The 18,526-nt window shown below is 57.5% G+C and carries 14 protein-coding genes and 1 tRNA gene; 9 read left to right on the forward strand and 6 right to left on the reverse strand.

The window, feature by feature from the left end; genetic code table 11:
* Positions 1-73 precede the first annotated feature (73 nt).
* Together DSM25558_RS13110 and DSM25558_RS13115 are read left to right on the forward strand one after the other, a co-directional pair.
* Positions 74-1,255 (forward strand): M20 aminoacylase family protein, encoded by a 1,182-nt coding sequence (locus tag DSM25558_RS13110; RefSeq protein ID WP_077105207.1) that lies wholly within the window; start codon positions 74-76, stop codon positions 1,253-1,255.
* Positions 1,256-1,291: 36 nt separating this feature from the next.
* Positions 1,292-2,200, forward strand: coding sequence for an ROK family protein (locus DSM25558_RS13115; RefSeq protein ID WP_077105208.1), 909 nt, complete (start codon positions 1,292-1,294; stop codon positions 2,198-2,200).
* Positions 2,201-2,227: 27 nt separating this feature from the next.
* Here DSM25558_RS13115 and DSM25558_RS13120 read toward each other — a convergent pair whose 3' ends face one another.
* The gene (locus tag DSM25558_RS13120) at positions 2,228-3,346 is read right to left on the reverse strand and encodes a CobW family GTP-binding protein (RefSeq protein ID WP_077105209.1); all 1,119 of its coding nucleotides are present in this window, start codon (positions 3,344-3,346) and stop codon (positions 2,228-2,230) included.
* A gap of 123 nt (positions 3,347-3,469) precedes the next feature.
* Positions 3,470-4,576 (reverse strand): D-alanyl-D-alanine carboxypeptidase family protein, encoded by a 1,107-nt coding sequence (locus tag DSM25558_RS13125; protein WP_371479931.1) that lies wholly within the window; start codon positions 4,574-4,576, stop codon positions 3,470-3,472.
* Between the two features lie 162 nt (positions 4,577-4,738).
* Between DSM25558_RS13125 and DSM25558_RS13130 the strand changes: the two genes are divergently transcribed.
* Complete coding sequence (locus tag DSM25558_RS13130) at positions 4,739-5,902, forward strand: M20 aminoacylase family protein (protein ID WP_077105210.1); 1,164 nt, start codon at positions 4,739-4,741, stop codon at positions 5,900-5,902.
* Between the two features lie 119 nt (positions 5,903-6,021).
* Here DSM25558_RS13130 and DSM25558_RS13135 read toward each other — a convergent pair whose 3' ends face one another.
* Both DSM25558_RS13135 and DSM25558_RS13140 read right to left on the reverse strand, forming a co-directional pair.
* Positions 6,022-6,276 carry a hypothetical protein gene (locus tag DSM25558_RS13135; protein WP_077105245.1) on the reverse strand — a complete coding sequence of 85 codons (255 nt, stop codon included), beginning with the start codon at positions 6,274-6,276 and terminating at the stop codon, positions 6,022-6,024.
* A 205-nt stretch (positions 6,277-6,481) separates the two neighbouring features.
* Positions 6,482-6,556: transfer RNA gene (locus DSM25558_RS13140), tRNA-Gly, on the reverse strand.
* Between the two features lie 257 nt (positions 6,557-6,813).
* On the opposite strand from DSM25558_RS13140, the gene DSM25558_RS13145 reads away from it, so the two are divergent.
* The 4 genes from DSM25558_RS13145 (at position 6,814) to DSM25558_RS13160 (ending at position 9,335) form a co-directional block, all read left to right on the forward strand.
* On the forward strand, positions 6,814-7,323 hold the full coding sequence (locus tag DSM25558_RS13145) for a prolyl-tRNA synthetase associated domain-containing protein (protein ID WP_077105211.1): 510 nt from the start codon (positions 6,814-6,816) through the stop codon (positions 7,321-7,323).
* Between the two features lie 64 nt (positions 7,324-7,387).
* A complete protein-coding gene (gene trxA / locus DSM25558_RS13150; protein ID WP_077105212.1) occupies positions 7,388-8,356 on the forward strand; it encodes a thioredoxin in 969 nt (322 codons plus the stop codon).
* 108 nt (positions 8,357-8,464) lie between these two features.
* Positions 8,465-9,136 (forward strand): LON peptidase substrate-binding domain-containing protein, encoded by a 672-nt coding sequence (locus DSM25558_RS13155; protein WP_077105213.1) that lies wholly within the window; start codon positions 8,465-8,467, stop codon positions 9,134-9,136.
* Positions 9,137-9,146: 10 nt separating this feature from the next.
* The gene (locus DSM25558_RS13160) at positions 9,147-9,335 is read left to right on the forward strand and encodes a Trm112 family protein (protein ID WP_077105214.1); all 189 of its coding nucleotides are present in this window, start codon (positions 9,147-9,149) and stop codon (positions 9,333-9,335) included.
* 30 nt (positions 9,336-9,365) lie between these two features.
* Here DSM25558_RS13160 and DSM25558_RS13165 read toward each other — a convergent pair whose 3' ends face one another.
* Together DSM25558_RS13165 and kduI are read right to left on the reverse strand one after the other, a co-directional pair.
* The gene (locus tag DSM25558_RS13165; RefSeq protein WP_077105215.1) at positions 9,366-9,701 is read right to left on the reverse strand and encodes a cupin domain-containing protein; all 336 of its coding nucleotides are present in this window, start codon (positions 9,699-9,701) and stop codon (positions 9,366-9,368) included.
* Positions 9,702-9,712: 11 nt separating this feature from the next.
* Complete coding sequence (kduI, locus tag DSM25558_RS13170) at positions 9,713-10,555, reverse strand: 5-dehydro-4-deoxy-D-glucuronate isomerase (protein WP_077105216.1); 843 nt, start codon at positions 10,553-10,555, stop codon at positions 9,713-9,715.
* A 288-nt stretch (positions 10,556-10,843) separates the two neighbouring features.
* On the opposite strand from kduI, the gene DSM25558_RS13175 reads away from it, so the two are divergent.
* Positions 10,844-16,297, forward strand: a complete 5,454-nt coding sequence (locus tag DSM25558_RS13175; protein WP_077105217.1) for an alpha-2-macroglobulin family protein — start codon at positions 10,844-10,846, stop codon at positions 16,295-16,297.
* A complete protein-coding gene (gene pbpC / locus DSM25558_RS13180; RefSeq protein ID WP_077105218.1) occupies positions 16,294-18,375 on the forward strand; it encodes a penicillin-binding protein 1C in 2,082 nt (693 codons plus the stop codon). The genes DSM25558_RS13175 and pbpC overlap by 4 nt, the downstream gene beginning before the upstream one ends.
* The last annotated feature ends 151 nt before the right edge of the window (positions 18,376-18,526 follow it).

The following is an 18,526-nucleotide window of genomic DNA, read 5'->3' on the forward strand; positions in this document are numbered from 1 at the left end:
GGCAATTGGCCGGGGCATTCTATTCACATTTAAGCAGCACGCTCGGAGGCGTGCTTTCTGAACTGGAGTTCCCATGACCGTGCTCGACAATGCTTTTGCCCGTGTATCCGATTTCGCTGATATGGAGGCTGACCTTATCGAGACGCGGCGGCATCTTCACGCCAATCCGGAACTGTCCTTCGAAGAGGCGGAGACAGCGCGTTACGTCGCGAAAAAGTTGGAAAGCTGGGGCTACGATGTCACACGAAATGTCGGCGGTCATGGGGTCGTCGCACGTCTGACGGTCGGTGAAAGCAAGAAGGGCATCGCCATCCGCGCTGATATGGATGCGCTGCCTATTCTCGAAGAAACCGGCAAGCCCTATGCCAGCAAAGTGCCCGGCAAGATGCACGCCTGCGGCCATGACGGCCACACCACGGTGTTGCTGGGTGCCGCTCAACATCTGGCCAAGACCCGCTGTTTCAACGGCACCGTCACTCTGGTGTTCCAGCCGGCGGAAGAGGCGGGCAAACCCAGCGGTGCGCAAAAGATGATCGCCGACGGTCTGTTCGAGCGCTTTCCATTCGACGCGATTTTCGGGCTGCACAACCACCCCGGCGCACCGGAAGGCGCTATTCTGCTGCGTTCCGGTCCCCTGATGGCATCGTCGGACATGGTCACGATCACCATCAAGGGCAAAGGCGGCCACGCTTCGCGTCCTCACCTCACAATTGATCCTATCGTTGTCGCCTGTAACCTTGTTGTGGCCTTGCAGACGGTCGTTTCGCGCAATATCGACCCGACACAGACGGCAGTCGTTACCGTCGGGACGATTCATGCGGGCGAAGCCGTTAACGTCATTCCCGAATATGCCAAGCTGGCGCTCAGCGTGCGCTGCTTCGAGCCACGTATTCGTGATCTGCTGGAAGAGCGCATCACCAAGTTGACCCATGCCGTGGTCGATGGCTTCGGTGCAACGGTGGAGATGGATTACCAGCACGGCTATCCTGTTGTCGTGAACTCGGAAGAAGAAACCGCATTTGCCCGCACCGTAGCCGAAGAACTCATCGGTACGGAAAACGTTTCGACCTGCCACCTCATTCCCGGAAGTGAGGACTTCGCCTATTATCTGGAACAGAAGCCCGGTAGTTTTCTGCGGCTCGGAAACGGCATGAACTCGGCCATTCTCCACAGCTCCAAATATGATTTTGCCGACGCAAGCCTGACGGTTGGTGCCGCTATGTGGGCGAGACTTACGGAACGTTATCTGGCATAAGCGCTGCGTTAGCTTGTTATTGCCGGGAGCTGTGAGTTGATCGTCTGTTTCGATATTGGCGGGACCGCCATAAAGGGTGCTGGCGCGTGGGCGCTGGATGATATCAGGCCCGTTGCTCGCAAGCAGACGCCGGTTCATGATTTCGATGCCTTCATATCGGTGTTGAAATCCGTCATCGCCGAAATCGGTGGTGCACCGGAATGCATCGCGCTGTCGATTACCGGCATCATCGATCCCGACACCGATAGGTCCTTCATCGCCAATATACCCTGTGCCCACGACAGGCCGTTGAAAGCCGACCTTGAGGCAGCACTCGGACTGCCTGTTCTCATCGCCAACGATGCAGATTGCTGCGCCTTGGCAGAGTACGGCGCGGGCGCAGGACGCGGTCATCGCGTGGTGTTCAGCGCCATTCTCGGCACGGGTGTTGGTGGTGCTCTGGTCATCGACGGAAAGCTGATCAACAGCGGGGGTGGTTTTGCTGGCGAGTGGGGTCACGGTCCAGTGGCCGCAACCCGTGCAGGCAACCCTCCAGTGGACCTGCCACGGTTCCCCTGCGGCTGCGGATTGGAAGGATGCCTTGACGCCATCTGCAGCGCGCGCGGCATGGAAAAGCTGCATCGACACCTGACAAAAAAGACACTGGTTGCCGAAGAGATATTGGACAATTGGCAGGCAGGCGAGGCAGACGCCGTTCGCACGATGGATATCTACATTGATATGCTGTCAGGCCCGCTGGCACTGGTGGTCAATGTGACCGGGGCGACAATCTTACCCGTGGGAGGTGGTCTTTCCAATTCGGCTGCGTTGGTCGACGCCTTGGACCTTGCTGTGCGCTCGCGTATTCTCCGCCGGTTTTCGCGCCCACTCATCGTGCGGGCCGAATGCACCATCGAACCCGGTCTCGTCGGCGCTGCCGTGCTGGGGTTTGATTTCTTGAAATAGCACTGCGCGCAATGCGAGGCGTTGTGCCTAAAACCGCATGCCGGGAACCGCGAGTGGATTGTCCATAACAGCCTGACGGTCCGGTCTGTCGATGCGAACCGCACCGGTGAACGCGCCGAACAAATCCTTCACGAAGGCTTCCGGCAGGTCATGGGTAATCAGAACCATGCGTGTGCGCCGGTCTGATGGGTCCGGCCATGCGGCAAGGCGCTGCGGTGGGTGGAAAATGGATTGCACACCATGCAGCACGAGTGGTCGATCTGGGTTGTCCGAAAGCTGTACGATAGCCTTCATGCGCAGAAGCTTCTCGCCATGGGCTGAACGTAATAGGTCGACAAACATCTCGATGGCCATCGGATCGATCGGCTGTTCATGCATGATCGAGAACGAGCGGATTGAGGCATTGTGCCGGTTCACATCATGATGGTGATGATGCCCGTGGTCGTCGTGGTGGTGATGCTCATGGTGATCATGATGAGCCTCTTCGCCCAGCCAACGGCTGACATCACCAACCTTGTTTGCCGCGTCGTAAAGACCGTTTTCCAGAAGTGCCACAGCCTTCCAGTCCCCTCGATCTCCGTCTTCGATCGTTGCCCGCGGGTTTATAGATATCAACCTATCCGTCAGTGCCCTAATCTGCGCTTCTGAACCAAGCGTTTGTTTCGTCAAAACCAGACGATCCGCGACCGCGACCTGCTTGACCGCCTCCATGTGGTGATCGAGCGTGGATAAACCATTCACGGCATCCACCACTGTCACCATGCCATTCAACGAGAAATTTTGTGCGATGATCGGGTTTCCGATGATCGACTGCATGACCGGGGCAGGGTCGGCAAGGCCCGTCGTTTCGATGACGACGCGGTTGACCTTTTTCAGCTTGCCGGTCTGGATGCCATCCATCAGCTCCGCCAGCGTATCCACCAATTCGCCCCTCACCGTGCAGCAGAGGCACCCCTCTGCCAGTTCGATGATACCATCGCCGGATCGTTCAACCAGCAAATGGTCGATGCTGACATCACCGAATTCGTTGATGATGATGGCCGCATCCTGCATTGCAGGGTCTTTCAGAAGTTGATTGAGAAGCGTCGATTTTCCCGCACCCAAAAAACCTGTGATGATGGAAACTGGTATACGATCCTGTGCCATGAGGCGACCTGTAGCGTTAGAACATTACATATTGAGGAGTGCCTTATAGCAATAAATGCCGCCAGCGTAAGCGTCGATTTTCAAAACAGACAAAGGCCCGTCCATGGACGAGCCATTCATTGCTCAAAATGTCGGACGCGGAATCGGGATCGGCACATTGGCGACGCCACCCTTGCCAGCGGTGGTGGCGACAACCGTTTCGCTGCCGGGAATGAGTCCCGCATAGGAATAGACCGGTGGGCGCGTCATTTCCTGGACATAGGGTGATTTGATGATCATGCGGCCGGCCTCATCGCGACTTTCGCTGCGCACCTGAGCGGCTTTGGGATTGCAGATATCGGCACTGATATCATTGACGAATTGCGTTTCGCCGTAGGGCGCAAGTGAGGCAATCGATACGCCTTGGCTGGACGGTGCCGTCAGCCCCATCTGCAAAAGGTCAGCCGACTGGTCGGTGCGGCCCGCAAGGCTGTCTGCGCCCAGCACAACGCTGATGACCTGACGGCCATTCCGTGACGCAGACGATACCTGATTGAAACCAGATGCACAGATAAAGCCGGTCTTCATGCCGTCGGCCCCGTCAAATCGACCGACAAGCATGTTGTAATTGGCGTAGTTCTTCTTGCCGGTGCTGACACCTTCCAGCGAAAAGTACCGCGCATATTCAGGGAATTCGCGCTTCAGGATCAGCGCCAGCACGGCGAGATCGCGCGCCGTGGTATATTGGCCCTTGCCCGGCAAACCATTCGGGTTGACATAATGTGTGGACGACATGCCAAGACGTGCCGCCTGCGCATTCATCTGAGCTACGAAATTTTCGCTCGTGCCACCCACCGTCTCGGCAATGGCCACAGCAATGTCATTGGCAGACTTGATCAACAGAAGCTTCAATGCGCTATCCAGCGTCAGCTTGGAACCCGGCTTAAAATACATCTTGCTGGCAGGCTGATCGGCAGCCTTCTTGCTCATGACAACTTCGGTTTCGGGGCTTAGCTTGCCGGATTTCATGGCGCTGAATGCGATATAGGCGGTCATCAGCTTTGTCAGCGAAGCCGGATACCACTTGCGGAATGCTTCCTGATGCGAAATCACCTTGCCGGTCTTCACATCAATAACCATCTTAGGGTTGGCCTGTGCTACACAGGTCATCGCCAGAACACTGGCAGACATCGCGGCAACGATTTTTACGAGCCGCCCTGCGGCGCGGTTAGGTCTCAATGTATCTTGCAAGGCGTATCCTCGGATTCCCGTCTTCGTATCGGGATTTGCAATATTCACCATATATGTCCTAGCAATGGCAAAGTACATTGATTGCGTCAATTATGCGGCGCAATATCTGCTGCGGAGGAGCGCTAATCATCATGTCGAGAATGGAACATCAGGGATAAAAGAATGCCAGTTTTGAATAGAGCGGCGGAATTGCAGGCGGAAGCGACCGAATGGCGGCGTCATCTCCATGAGAACCCGGAGCTGCTATACGACGTGAACGACACTGCCGCATTCGTGGCGGACAAGCTGAAATCCTTCGGCGTTGACGAAATCGTGACGGGAGTTGGTCGCACCGGCGTGGTGGGCGTCATTCACGGCAAGCATGGCAAGGGCCGCATGATCGGTTTGAGATCCGACATGGATGCTCTGCCAATCGTCGAAGAAACCGGCAAGCCCTGGGCCTCGAAGGTGTCCGGCAAGATGCACGCCTGTGGTCACGATGGTCATATGGCCATGCTGCTGGGCGCTGCGAAATATCTGGCCGAAACGCGCAATTTCAACGGTTCCGTGGCCTTGATCTTCCAGCCGGCCGAAGAAGGCGGTGCCGGTGCTCTTGCCATGGTCGAAGATGGCCTAATGACCCGCTTCGACATGGATGAAGTCTACGGCATGCACAATATGCCAGGTATTCCCTTGGGCTCTTTCGCCATCCGCAAGGGCGGCATCATGGCGGCACCGGATAAGTTCTCCATTATGGTCAAGGGGCAGGGTGGCCACGCGGCGCAGCCGCATCGCACGGTGGATCCTATTTCCATCGGCGCACAGATCGTGACCAACCTTCAGATGATTGCCTCCCGCAATACCGACCCCATCCGTTCGGTCGTCGTGTCCGTCACCCGTTTTCAGGCTGGCTCCAGCCACAATATCATTCCCAACGAAGCGCTCATTGCGGGTACCGTCCGTACGCTGGACGAAGACGTCCGCGATATGGCCGAGGCGCGCATCAAGCAAATGGCTGAGGGCATCGCTCAGGCCAATGGTGCAGAAGCAGAAGCCATTTACGAGCGTTATTGCCCTGTTACCGTCAATCATGCCGACGAAACAGAACACGCTATCCGCATCGCTCGGGACGTTGTGGGAGAGAAGAATGTCGATCCCGATGTCGATCCGTCCATGGCTGGGGAGGATTTTTCCTACATGCTGAAGGAACGTCCAGGTGCCTTCATTTTTCTGGGAAATGGTGAAAGTGCAGGGCTGCACAATCCCAGCTACGACTTTAACGACGAAGCCATCGGCTACGGTATTTCCTACTGGGTCAAGCTTGCCGAGCAGCGGCTTGCCGGTTGATTCAGACGACCAAAGGACGGCTCAAAAAAAGCGCAGTCCAAATACAGAAATCCGGCGACGAACATTAGATTCGCGCCGGATTTCTGTGACTAACGATGACTTCAAGCTGGAATGGGTCGTTAACGAACGATGACACCGTATTCCACGGTGTCGCCGCGGTTCGAAGGGTACCGGTAACGTTCGTTGTTGCGCCAGTTGCGTCCACGGTCACGTCGGTAGTCGCGGTCGTCATGTCTGTAATGGCGATCACGATCATAGGACCGGTACTGCACGCCTGTCGCATAGTAGCCTTGGCTTCTATAGCCTCTGTCATCAACGCAACCGCTTAGGATACCGACTGATACGAGGCATATTGCTGCTGTTAAAAATTTCATATGATCTCTCCCTGTTGCGTTCTTAACGTGCGCCGAGATCAGCGGTTCCACCGTCACGTCATGACGAAAGCCCATGTCGACTTTGATGACCATTTGGCTCGGACCGAGACGTAGCCCGGTTGGCGGAGAGATAGAACGTGAGACGTGCAAAGCATCAGGTCCAGATTTCAGGACCAACGTCTCAATTTACGCTTTAAGAGAAAATTGGAGCGGGCGAAGGGATTTGAACCCTCGACCCCAACCTTGGCAAGGTTGTGCTCTACCCCTGAGCTACACCCGCTCAAATCCGCTGGTTCGGGGTAGATCGCTGAACCGCGGGTCGCTACGTTGCGGCGACGAGGGCTATATCGCTCAACCGCTTTTTAAATGCAACAGGGAAATGACAAAAAGGCGCAGAAAATTTTCAAAAACAACACAAGTAACGGAAAACATTCGATTTTTTCGCCATTGAAATCTGCGGGACGATTGCAAAAGCAGTTCTGAAGGCCTAATGACTGTTTCATCAAAAATCGAATCCGACCGTATGAGAAAGCGATTATGACAGAGCAATCCCCGAAAACGGCGCAAGAGCTTTTCGCTTTGTTGGACAGTCTGGGCATCACCCATAAAACTTTCGAACACGAGCCGGTCTTTACCGTAGCGGAGTCGGAATCCTTGCGTGACCGAATTCCTGGCGGACACACGAAAAACCTTTTCGTCAAGGACAAGAAAGATCAGTATTTCGTTCTGACGGTCGAAGAAAATGCGACGGTTGACCTCAAGACTGTGCACAAGCTTATCGATGCGTCCAGCCGGGTGTCTTTCGGCAAACCGGAAAAGATGCTGGAGTATCTGGGCGTCACGCCCGGCTCGGTAACCGTTTTCGGTGCGATCAACGACACGACGAAGGCGGTGACGTTCGTGCTCGATAGCGACCTGATGAAGCACGAATTGATCAATGGTCATCCGCTGTCGAACGATGCTACGACAACCATCGGCAACCATGATCTCATTCGCTTTCTTGAAGCGACGGGTCATACGCCGCTTGTCTTGAAAGTAACCGAGTAAAGTACGATCTTTGCGCCAGAGTGCCATTGATTGGCCAGATGATGCGCAGTAACGGAGACCTTAAATGAGCGGTACCAACAACCCGTACGGAACGTCCCTCGGCGGACAGATGACCGGCTCCGTACAGTTCGGAAGCGCGCCCGAGGGTGCGGCGTCCTCCCACATCAAGGACACGACGACGGCCAATTTCGGCAAGGACGTCATGGAGGAATCCCGTAACCAGCCGGTGCTGGTAGATTTCTGGGCGCCCTGGTGCGGCCCTTGCAAACAATTGACACCGGTGTTGGAAAAAGTGGTCGATGAAGCTGGCGGTCGCGTCAAGCTCGTCAAACTCAACATCGACGATCACCCATCCATTCCCGGTCAGCTCGGCATCCAATCCATCCCGGCAATCGTTGCCTTTCAGGATGGCCGGCCCGTGGATGGTTTCATGGGTGCTGTCCCGGAAAGCCAGATCCGCGAGTTTATCGACAAGATTGCAGGCCCCGCAGCAAACGACCCGCAAGCCGAAATCGATGCCGCTCTTGCCGAAGCCAAGCAATTGCTGGCTGATGGTGATCACCAGGGTGCAGCCCAGCTCTTCGGCTTTGTCATGCAGGTGGATCCGGAAAACACAACGGCCGTGGCCGGCATTGCAGATTGCATGATTGCAGTTGGTGAATATCAGCGTGCCAGCGATCTTCTGGCTTCCCTGCCTGCCGAAATGCTCGCCGATCCGGCCGTAGAAACCGTGTCGAAAAAGCTCGCGCAATATGAAGAGGCCCGGCAGCTGGGTGATCCCGCAGCGCTTGAGCGTGAGTTGGCCGCCAATCCCGACAATCACGAGGCGCGGATAAAGCTCGCAAAAATCTTCAATGCACAGGGCAGACGTGACGAAGCAGCTGACCAGTTGCTGACCGTGATGCGCAAGGATCGCACCTTCGAGGATGATGGCGCGCGCAAGCAGCTTGTCGAGTTTCTGGAAAGCTGGGGTTTCAAGGACCCATCGTCAGTCACGGCGCGTCGTAAGTTGTCGTCTATCCTGTTTTCTTGAGAACTGCCTTGTGGTCTGCAATCGCGAACCACATTTAAAAGAATAGTGATGAACCAAAGCCGCGGCGCGCTTTCGCGTCGCAGCGTCTAAAGAAATCGAGGGCTATTCATGCATGTCGGTAATGCGAGATATCTGAAAAGCACCGATCTGCCGGACGTGGTGCCTGTATTTCCTCTGTCGGGCGCATTGTTGCTCCCCGAAGGGCAACTGCCCCTCAATATTTTCGAACCGCGATATCTGGCGATGTTCGATGCCGCGCTGGCCAGCCATCGGCTGATTGGCATGGTGCAGCCATCGTTGCAAGTATTGGACGCGGGAACAGGCTCAGGCGCGCTCTGCCAAGTGGGCTGCCTGGGTCGCGTCACCTCCTTTTCAGAGACGGGCGACGGGCGATACATGGTGTCGTTAAGCGGTATTTGTCGTTTCCGGCTGCTGGATGAGGTTACCTCCGGCAAGCCGTATCGAAGCTTCAAACATGCGCCTTTCATGGCCGATCTGACCGGCGAGGAGGATGAGGACGCCGTAGACCGCGAAAATCTGCTGCGGGTTTTCCGCTCGTTCCTAGACGCCAACCAGCTGGAAGCGGACTGGGAGAGCGTGGAGCGTGCTGGAAATCGTGTGCTCGTGAATTCGCTATCGATGATGTCGCCCTTCGGCCCTGCGGAAAAGCAGGCCCTGCTGGAAGCGCCGGACCTGAAAGCGCGTGCTGATACGCTGATTGCCATTACCGAAATCGTTCTTGCCCAAGGCGGAACCGACAGCGAAATCATATTGCAGTGACGGGACGGGCATGGACGAGAAGCTGAGCAAGGTCGATCCCAAGTTGCTGGATCTGCTGGTCTGTCCACTGACGAAAGGGCGTCTGTCCTATAATCGAGAGCGCAACGAACTGATTTCAGAGAGCGCGAGGCTAGCCTATCCCATCAGGGATGGGGTTCCCATCATGCTCGTTTCGGAAGCGCGTAAAATCGAGGATTGAAGGGCCAGCCGCTAAGCTGGCCCTACTCGTTTATAGAAATTCTGCGCGATGCGGCGTGAAGGCGTCGATCAGGCGACCTTTTTCGAGCGCCTTGACCCCATGTATCAGATCGGGCTTGACGATGAAGCTGCCGCCTTGCGCCAGTTCTTGCGTTACGCCATCAATCGTCACTTCGAAGCGTCCTTCTGCCACGTAACTTGCCTGAATATGCGGATGTGAGTGAAGCGCGCCGATGGCACCTGCTTCGAAGATGACTTCGACCATCATCATTTCCGGCAGATAGGCCATGATGCGGCGGGAAACGCCAGGTTCCGTCGGTGTCCACTGGCTGTCATCAGTATTTACGAAGGCTTTGCTCTGGCTCATCATATGGCTCCTTACTTCAGATCATCCATGCTCACGAGATCGACGTCGGTGTAGTCGACATTGTCGCCCGCCATGGCCCAGATGAAGGAGTAATTCGCGGTTCCGGCACCGGAATGGATCGACCAACCCGGAGAAAGTGCGGCCTCTTCGTTCTTCATCACCAGATGGCGCGTTTCGTTTGGTTCGCCCAAGAAGTGGAAGACGCGGGCCGTCTCGGGCAGGTCAAAATAGAGATAGGCTTCCATGCGCCGGTCGTGAATATGGCACGGCATGGTGTTCCACACGGAACCCGGCGCAAGGCTCGTCATGCCGACGACCAACTGGCAGGTCTTGACGCCTTCGGGGTGAATGAATTGGAAAATCGAGCGTTCGTTGCTGGTGGCCTGCAACCCGAGATCGACGCGTTTGGCATCATTGATGCCAATGTGTTTTGCCGGATAGGCCGCATGTGCTGGTGCACTCAGCAGGTAAAACTTGGCGGGCGTTTCTGATGATGCGGATGCAAACGATACGTTTGAACCCATACCGGCATAGACCATGTCGCGCGTACCGGTTTCAAATCCGGTGCCATCGACGGTCACGGTACCCTTGCCGCCGATGTTGACGACGATCAGTTCACGCCGCTCAAGAAACGACTTCGTACCTGTTGGTTTGATGGTTTCTAACTCTAGGGAACCGGACACCGGCACAGCCCCGCCGACGATCATGCGATCGTAATTCGTGTAATGCAGCTGAACGGTGTCGTTGACGAACAGAGGCGGCAACAGGAAGTTTTCGCGAAGCTGCTCAGTACCGAATGTCGCGGCTGTCTTCGGGTCGATGGCAAAGCGGTTGGTGTACTGTGTCTGGCCCATGGTTCTCCCAATCATATCTCGGACGAAGTTGTCATACATATATGCGATAGAAATCCTATGTCAATCGATCGCAGCTACGCGACGTATTGCGGCTCAGTGCAGAAAGCGTTGCAAACATGGGATTTCGAGACGCGCAACCTGTAAGGCAGGTTCTACAAGTTCTGTTGCGCACATGGTTATGGCACATTCAACGATTGATATGTCCGCATACAACCACTCGCATCACATTGACTTTCGGCGTGAAATCCGAGCAGAGTCCCCGCGGTCGTGCGTACCGGGGAGGGACCAATGCTCGTGCGTTCTGTTTTGAAGAGCCTGTTTTTCGTTTTCGCTACTTTTGCGGTCCAGCCAGCGCTTGCGCAGGACGCGACGCGAAAGATTGTCACCACGCAAAACGGTGATTATTTCGGGTTTGATCTTCGCACAGAGCAGAATGTCTCCCAGCCACAATGCGAAACCATCTGCATAAACGACACATCCTGCAAGGCCTTCACCTATAATCCCAAGGTGAAATGGTGCTTCCTCAAATCTGATTTCAACCAGCTCAATGCCTTCCCCGGCGCAGTTGCGGGCAAGGTGGTAGAGGTCGCTGCAAAGAGCGAGCCTGATCTCGGTGCGCCGCAGAAACTCTCCTTTATCGATGACAGCCTTTACCAGGAGGCGCGACGTCTGAAGGCGAGCCTCTCCCCCGCCGGAGATGGTCAGTCGATGGAAAATTGGCTTTCACTGGCACGGCAGCAATCTGCCGCCGGCGATTTCGTCGGCGCGGTTGGGAGTTACAAGCTGGCGCTCGCGCTAGGCCCTGAAGATGGTGTGGCCTGGGCTGAATTTTCGCAGGCGGCATCGAAAATTCAAAACAATTATGAGATGTCGGCACAGGCCGTTTCGGCAGCCCTCAATGCCTATTCGCTGAGCCGCACGGTTTCTGCCCGCACAAGCATACTCGATACGCTGGCTGTGGCGTTTGAAAAAACCCAGAACTACCGGGCCGCCCTCAATAGTTACAAGGCCAGCCTTGCACTGTCGGATGTCACGCAAACCCGCGCCACCTACAACGATTTGAAGACGCGCCAAGGTTTCCGCGTCATCAACAACACCGTCGATACCGATAGTGTCAGCCCACGCGCCTGCATCCAGTTTTCAGAACCACTGGTGAAGAACGGCGTCGATTATTCCTCTTTCGTCACGCTGGATGGCGCAGCGCCTAAGGCCATCGAGGCCAAGGGCAGTGAAATCTGCGTGGAAGGTCTGACGCACGGCCAGCGCTACAAGATCGCGCTGCGTGCGGGTTTGCCGTCGTCTGTGGAAGAGCCACTGGAAAAACAGGTCGATCTCGACATCTATGTTCGGGACAGATCCGGCTCGGTACGCTTCACGGGTGAAAATTTCGTGCTTCCCGGCACCGCCCGCCGTGGCATTCCGCTAGTCTCCGTCAATATTGACCATGCCGATCTCAAGCTCTACCGCGTCGGTGACCGCAGCATCGCGGCATTGCTGACCAACTCGCAGTTCCTGACGCAGATGGATGGCTATGGCGCGGAACGGCTTGAAAACGAGATCGGTGAACTCGTCTGGCAGGGCGGCATCGATATCCAGAACGAACTGAACAAGGATGTCGTCACGAGCTTTCCGGTCGACGAGGCCTTGCCGGAACGCAAGCCGGGTATCTATGTGCTCACCGCCGTACCACCCGGCACGCCGGGCGAAAGCTGGGATTCCCGCGCCACGCAATGGTTCCTCGTCTCAGATACAGGCATCACCACCTATGCCGGGACCGATGGCCTCAATGTCTTTGCGCGGGCGCTCAGCACGGCCAAACCCCTAAAGGGCGTCGCTCTCCAGCTTCTGGCGAAGAACAACGAAATTCTCGGTACCGCGACGACCGATGACGAAGGCCGTGCAGTTTTCTCCGCAGGTCTGATGCGCGGCACGGCAGGGCAGGCACCGGCCATCATCACCGCACGCAATGGCGATAAGGATTATGTCTTCCTCGATATGACCCGCGCCGGTTTCGACCTGTCTGACCGTGGCGTCACGGGTCGCGCCTCTCCCGGCGCGCTGGATGTGTTCAGTTGGACGGAGCGCGGTATCTACCGCGCGGGCGAAACCGTGCATGCCGCGGCTTTGGCCCGGGATATCGAAGGCAATGCAGTTGAAAACCTGCCGCTGACCTTCATCTTCTCGCGCCCCGATGGCGTCGAAGACCGCCGCTTCGTCAGCGATGGCAAGGCCTTGGGTGGTTATGCGGTTGACTTTGTCACGCAGGAAAGCGCCATGCGCGGCACTTGGACACTGCGCATTTATACCGATCCCAAAACCGCCGCCATCAGCGAAAAGTCCTTTCTCGTGGATGACTTCGTGCCTGACAGAACCGAGTTCGATCTGTCCAGCAAAGCCACGGAGATCGACCCCGCCGCTGATACTGCCATCGATGTCGATGGCCGTTATCTCTATGGCGCGCCCGCTGCCGGGCTGGAACTCGAAGGTGAAATCGCGCTGAAGGCAACGCGCACCCGCGACGGTTTCGATGGTTATCTGTTCGGCTTGGCGGATGAAGAAAGCCAGGAGGAAAGCCGCACAACGCTTGACGCTCTTCCCGCGCTGGACGAGAACGGCAAGGCCACCTTCGATGTGACGCTGGCCGATGTCCCGGCGACGACGCAGTTCCTCTCCGCCAACATCACCGTCCGTATGCGCGAAGCCGGAGGCCGCGCGGTCGAGCGTTCGCTGACATTGCCAGTCAAATCCGATAGCGCCATGATCGGCATCAAACCGGAATTCTCCGGCGATCTCGCTGAAAACTCCATTGGCCGTTTCCACGTTATCGGCCTTGCCGCAGACGGCTCTAAACAGGCCATGAGCGGCCTGACCTGGAAGCTCATCAAGGTCGAACGGAACTATCAATGGTATCGTCAGGGCAATTCCTGGCGCTACGAGCCGGTTGTCTACACCAAGCAGGTCCAGACCGGCACCTTGGCAGTGGACGCCAATGGCGGCGAGATTTCCGTACCTGCCTCCTGGGGGCGGTATCGTTTGGAGGTCGAGTCCGCAGATAATAACGGCCCCACATCCAGTGTCGAATTCGACGCGGGCTGGTACGTGACTGCAAGCTCCACCGAAACACCGGACGCGCTGGAAATCGCGCTCGACAAGCAGAGCTACAAGGTTGGCGATACCGCTAAATTGCAGGTCACGTCGCGTTTTTCAGGTCAATTGATGGTCGCATCCGGTTCGGAAAAACTGATCGCTGTCCAGAATGTCGACATCGGTGAAAACGGCGGCGAAGTTGATATTCCCGTAACGAAGGAATGGGGTGCCGGTTCCTACGTCACCGCAACCCTGTTCCGCCCCGGCGATGCGCAGGAAAGCCGCATGCCCATGCGCGCCATCGGCGTCAAATGGCTGGCCGTCGATCCAGGCGAGCGCAAGCTGGGCATTGCCTTAACCCTTCCCAAGCAGACATTGCCGCGCCAGCCGCTGGAAATTCCCGTGCACGTGTCCGGTGCAGGCGCTGGTGACAAAGCCTATGTCACGGTGGCTGCCGTCGATGTCGGCATTCTCAATCTCACCCGTTATGAGCCGCCCAAACCGGATGACTGGTATTTCGGTCAGCGTCGTCTCGGGCTGGAAATCCGCGATATCTACGGCCGTCTGATCGATGGTTCGCTCGGTGCCACAGGGCGTCTCAGAACCGGCGGTGACGGCGGTCAGGTCGCGCTGCAAGGCAGCCCACCGAAGGAAAAGCTGGTTGCCTTCTTCGCCGGTCCGGTGGAGTTGGATGCTGAGGGCAAGGCAATCATCCGTTTTGATATTCCGCAGTTCAACGGAACGGCTCGTGTTATGGCTGTTGCCTGGACGAAGACCGGCGTCGGTCATGCGGTATCGGATGTCGTCATCCGTGATCCCGTTGTCATCACCGCCAGTGCGCCGAAGTTCCTCAGCCCCGGCGATGTCTCGCAAATGCGCGTCGATATCGCCAATACCGATGGTGATGCGGGCGATTACAAACTGGATATCGCCAGCAACACCGCAATCACCGTCGATCAGGGCGAGGTGTCGCAAACCATATCGCTGCAAAAGGGCGGCAAGACGTCGTTGACCGTGCCATTGACCGGCGAATATCCGGGTAACGGCGCAATAACCGTCAAGCTCAGCAACATCAGCGGTCTTTCGCTGGAACAAGCCATCAATATTCCCGTGCGGCCATCGGTCCTGCCGGTCACGACGCGTCGAAACATAAAGATTGCGCCCAACAGCAGTCTCACGGTGGATGGCGCATTGCTGGCTGATAGCATGTTGCTGGGGTCGTCTGTCGCGGTCAACGTCACGCGTTCACCGGCCTTCGATGTTCCGGGGCTGGTCATGATGCTGGATAAATATCCTTATGGCTGCGCTGAGCAGACCACCAGCCGCGCGCTTCCGCTGCTCTATGTTTCGGAACTGATGAAACAGCGCGGCGGCGCTGATGATGTGGACCTGCGCAAGCGGGTGCAGGATGCGATCTACCGCGTTCTGTCCTTCCAGTCCTCATCCGGCGGCTTCGGTCTCTGGGGTCCCGGCGAAGGCGATCTCTGGCTGGATTCCTACATCACCGACTTCCTGACGCGTGCGCGGGAGCAATCCTATGATGTGCCTGAAACGGCCATGGTACAGGCGCTGACCAACCTGCAAAACGGGCTGGCCTACGACAATAACGTCAAGGATCGCGGCAACCAGATTGCCTATTCGCTCTATGTTCTTGCTCGCAATCGCAAGGCTGCCGTCAACGATCTCAGATATTATGCCGACACGGCCTTGGCCGATTTCCCGACGCCGCTTGCCAAGGCGCAACTGGCCTCGGCCCTGTCGCTTTATGGCGATGCGGCCCGGTCCAAGACGGTCTTTGGCGCGGCGCTCAGCATGGCCTCGGCTACCACCAATGTCAGCCTCTCCCGGGCGGATTACGGATCGGTGCTGCGCGATGGCGCGGCATCGCTGGCCCTTGCCGCCGAAAGCCGCCCGGTTCCTGCTGTCGTGCCGCAACTGGCCAGTGCCGTTGCCAAGGCGTGGGACGCCAAAGCCTACACCAGCACGCAGGAACAGGCCTGGATGCTGCTGGCCGCCCGCGCCTTGAAGGGCGAAGACAAGGACGTCAAGCTGGATATCAACGGCTCCCTGGAACAGGGCGGTTATAGCAAGGGCATGAGCGGCGATGAGTTGCTGCAATCGCCGATCAAGATCACCAATGCCTCCAAGGATACGGTTACGGCAGTGGTCACGACGGTCGCGCCACCCTCTCAGCCTCTGGCGGCCGGTGGTGACGGTTTCGATATCAAGAAAACCTATTATTCGATGGATGGCGAAGAGGTGAATATCAGCGAGGCCACGCAGAACGAGCGTTACGTCGTCGTCTTGACGGTCACGCCCAAGAACAAGTGGGAATCGCGCCTTATCATGACCGATCTTCTGCCCTCTGGCTTCGAGATCGACAATCCGAGCCTCGTCAACAGCGCAGCACTTTCCAATTTCGATTGGTTGCCGGAAACGGAAGCTGCTCACACCGAGTTCCGCTACGACCGTTTCGTTGCAGCTTTTGATCAAGCCGCGGGCGATAACTCTGACATTACGCTGGCCTATGTCGTCAGGGCGGTAACACCCGGCACCTACGATAACCCGGCAGCGTCGGTGGAAGATATGTACCGTCCGCAGTTTTCGGCGCGCACGGCAACCGGTCGCATGGAGGTCCGCGCGGCGCAGCAATGATCAGGTGGCGGGCATTCATTGGCGGTTTCGTCGTTGCAGCAGTCCTGACTGCCGCCTGCGTCTATGCGCTGAACCGTTTGGACCATGCCTACCCGCCACCGCTGCAAAATGCCAGGATCGTCTCTCAGGAAGTGCTGGACAGAGATGGAAAGCTGTTGCGCGCCTTTGCCACGCCGCAGGGGCGCTGGCGGCTTCACACCGATGCCACGGAGGTCGATCCGCAATTCATCAACATGCTGGTTGCCTATGAGGATCAGCGGTTTTTCGACCATGGCGGCGTGGATTTTCAGGCCTTGGGACGTGCCGCCTGGCAATTGCTGACCAATGGCCGCATCGTCTCAGGTGCCTCCACGCTGTCCATGCAAGTGGCGCGATTGATAGAGCCGCGAACGGATCGCTCCCTCAGCACCAAATTTCTCCAGATGGTGCGGGCATGGCAAATCGAGCGGCGCTTGACCAAGCCTGAAATCATTGACCTTTATCTCAACATTGCTCCCTATGGCGGCAATCTGGAAGGCGTGCGCGCAGCAAGCCTTGCCTGGTTCGGCAAGGAGCCGAAGCGGCTCGACACGGCAGAGGCCGCATTGCTGGTTTCCCTGCCGCAACTGCCGGAAAAGCGGCGTCCGGATCGCTTTCCCGCTGCGGCGAAAGAAGCGCGCGGGCGCGTGTTGCAACGGCTTGCCGTTTCACGCGTGGTGGGTGAGGGGGAGGCAGCCCGGGCCGCAGTCGCCGCCATTCCCGCAAAACGCATCGATCTTCCTTCCTACGCGCCGCATCTGGCGCAGGCGGCGCGTGTCCGGTTTCCACAGTCGTTAACGATAGGCTCGACGTTGCGTCTGCCGGTTCAAAAAGAGCTGGAAGAACTGGCGCAACGCTCTGCCAAAAAGCTGGGAGACAAGGTTTCGGTCGCCATCGTCATGGCCGATAGCACGACCGGTGAGATCGTCGCAGAGGTCGGCTCGTCTGATTTTCTCGATAGCAACCGCCGTGGCTGGGTGGAAATGAGCCGCGCGGTGCGCTCCCCCGGCTCGACGCTCAAACCCTTCATCTACGGCCTTGCCTTCGAAAACGGCCTGATTGCGCAGGAAACCGTCATCGAAGATCGCCCGGCGGATTTTTCCGGCTACCGGCCACGCAATTTCGATATGCAGTATCAGGGTGATGTCAGCATTCGACAGGCCCTGCAACTCTCCCTCAACGTCCCCGCTGTGCGCCTGTTGGATGCCGTCAGTCCTGCCGCGCTGATGGTCCGGTTTCGCCGGGCTGCGGTTAAACTGACGCTGCCAAAGGCGGAAACGCCGGGGCTGGCAATTGCCCTCGGCGGCGCGGGTCTCTCGCTCGTCGATCTCGTTCAGCTTTACGCAGCGCTCGCCAATGGTGGCCAGCCGGTGCAGTTGGGAGACGGGGTGCGCGGCAAACCTCAAATCCTCGATGTCGACCCGCTCTTTTCAAAGGCCGCGATCTGGAACATCAGCGATGTCCTGTCCGGTGTCTTGCCGCCACTCGGAATGAAGCAGCGCGGCATCGCCTATAAGACCGGCACCAGCTACGGGTATCGCGACGCATGGTCTGTCGGTTTCGATGGCCGCTACGTCATTGGCGTCTGGGCGGGCCGTGCCGATAACGGCTCGGTTCCCGGTCTGGCGGGCTATGTTTCCGCTGCACCCATCCTGTTCGAAGCCTTCTCAAAATCCGGGGTGCCCATCACGCCTTTTCCGCCGCCGCCAGCAGGCACCACGCGCCTTGCCTATGGCGACCTGCCGGCAAACCAACGCCGTTTCAGCGTTACCAGCACCGGCCTGTTATCCACCAACCACCGCGAAGCATCGCCGCAGATCGTCTACCCACCCGAAGGTGCACGTATCGAACTCACCGGCCAGAGCGGTGAGGTTTCCCCGCTTGTCTTAAAGCTGCAAGGCGGGCGCGCACCCTTCCACTGGCTCGCCAACGGCAAACCCCTGCCCGAACCCTCCCGGCGTCGAAGCAGCGAATGGCTACCGGAAGGCCAGGGTTTCTCGACATTGACGGTGATCGATGCGGATGGACGGGCGTCCAGCGTTCGGATTTTTGTGGAGTAGGGTTGGTTGCGTTTTGTGAAGGTTGGGCTGTTGTTATCCGCACAGCCTTTTGCAGCAACCCTCATCCTGAGGTGCCCCGGAGGGGCCTCGAAGGACGAGGGTTGCAAGACGAGACGGGAGAGTGCGCGGCTGGATGCTTCGAGGGCGCTGC

It is taken from the genome of Agrobacterium sp. DSM 25558 (assembly GCF_900100825.1).
GTDB lineage: Bacteria > Pseudomonadota > Alphaproteobacteria > Rhizobiales > Rhizobiaceae > Agrobacterium.

Excerpts from the sequence above, each read along its gene's own strand:
- DSM25558_RS13110 (WP_077105207.1), top strand. The coding sequence starts at position 74 with ATGACCGTGCTCGACAATGCTTTTGCCCGTGTATCCGATTTCGCTGAT.
- DSM25558_RS13120 (WP_077105209.1), bottom strand. The coding sequence starts at position 3,346 with ATGGCACAGGATCGTATACCAGTTTCCATCATCACAGGTTTTTTGGGT.
- DSM25558_RS13130 (WP_077105210.1), top strand. The coding sequence starts at position 4,739 with ATGCCAGTTTTGAATAGAGCGGCGGAATTGCAGGCGGAAGCGACCGAA.
- DSM25558_RS13135 (WP_077105245.1), bottom strand. The coding sequence starts at position 6,276 with ATGAAATTTTTAACAGCAGCAATATGCCTCGTATCAGTCGGTATCCTA.
- DSM25558_RS13145 (WP_077105211.1), top strand. The coding sequence starts at position 6,814 with ATGACAGAGCAATCCCCGAAAACGGCGCAAGAGCTTTTCGCTTTGTTG.
- trxA (WP_077105212.1), top strand. The coding sequence starts at position 7,388 with ATGAGCGGTACCAACAACCCGTACGGAACGTCCCTCGGCGGACAGATG.
- DSM25558_RS13155 (WP_077105213.1), top strand. The coding sequence starts at position 8,465 with ATGCATGTCGGTAATGCGAGATATCTGAAAAGCACCGATCTGCCGGAC.
- DSM25558_RS13160 (WP_077105214.1), top strand. The coding sequence starts at position 9,147 with ATGGACGAGAAGCTGAGCAAGGTCGATCCCAAGTTGCTGGATCTGCTG.
- DSM25558_RS13165 (WP_077105215.1), bottom strand. The coding sequence starts at position 9,701 with ATGAGCCAGAGCAAAGCCTTCGTAAATACTGATGACAGCCAGTGGACA.
- kduI (WP_077105216.1), bottom strand. The coding sequence starts at position 10,555 with ATGGGCCAGACACAGTACACCAACCGCTTTGCCATCGACCCGAAGACA.
- DSM25558_RS13175 (WP_077105217.1), top strand. The coding sequence starts at position 10,844 with ATGCTCGTGCGTTCTGTTTTGAAGAGCCTGTTTTTCGTTTTCGCTACT.
- pbpC (WP_077105218.1), top strand. The coding sequence starts at position 16,294 with ATGATCAGGTGGCGGGCATTCATTGGCGGTTTCGTCGTTGCAGCAGTC.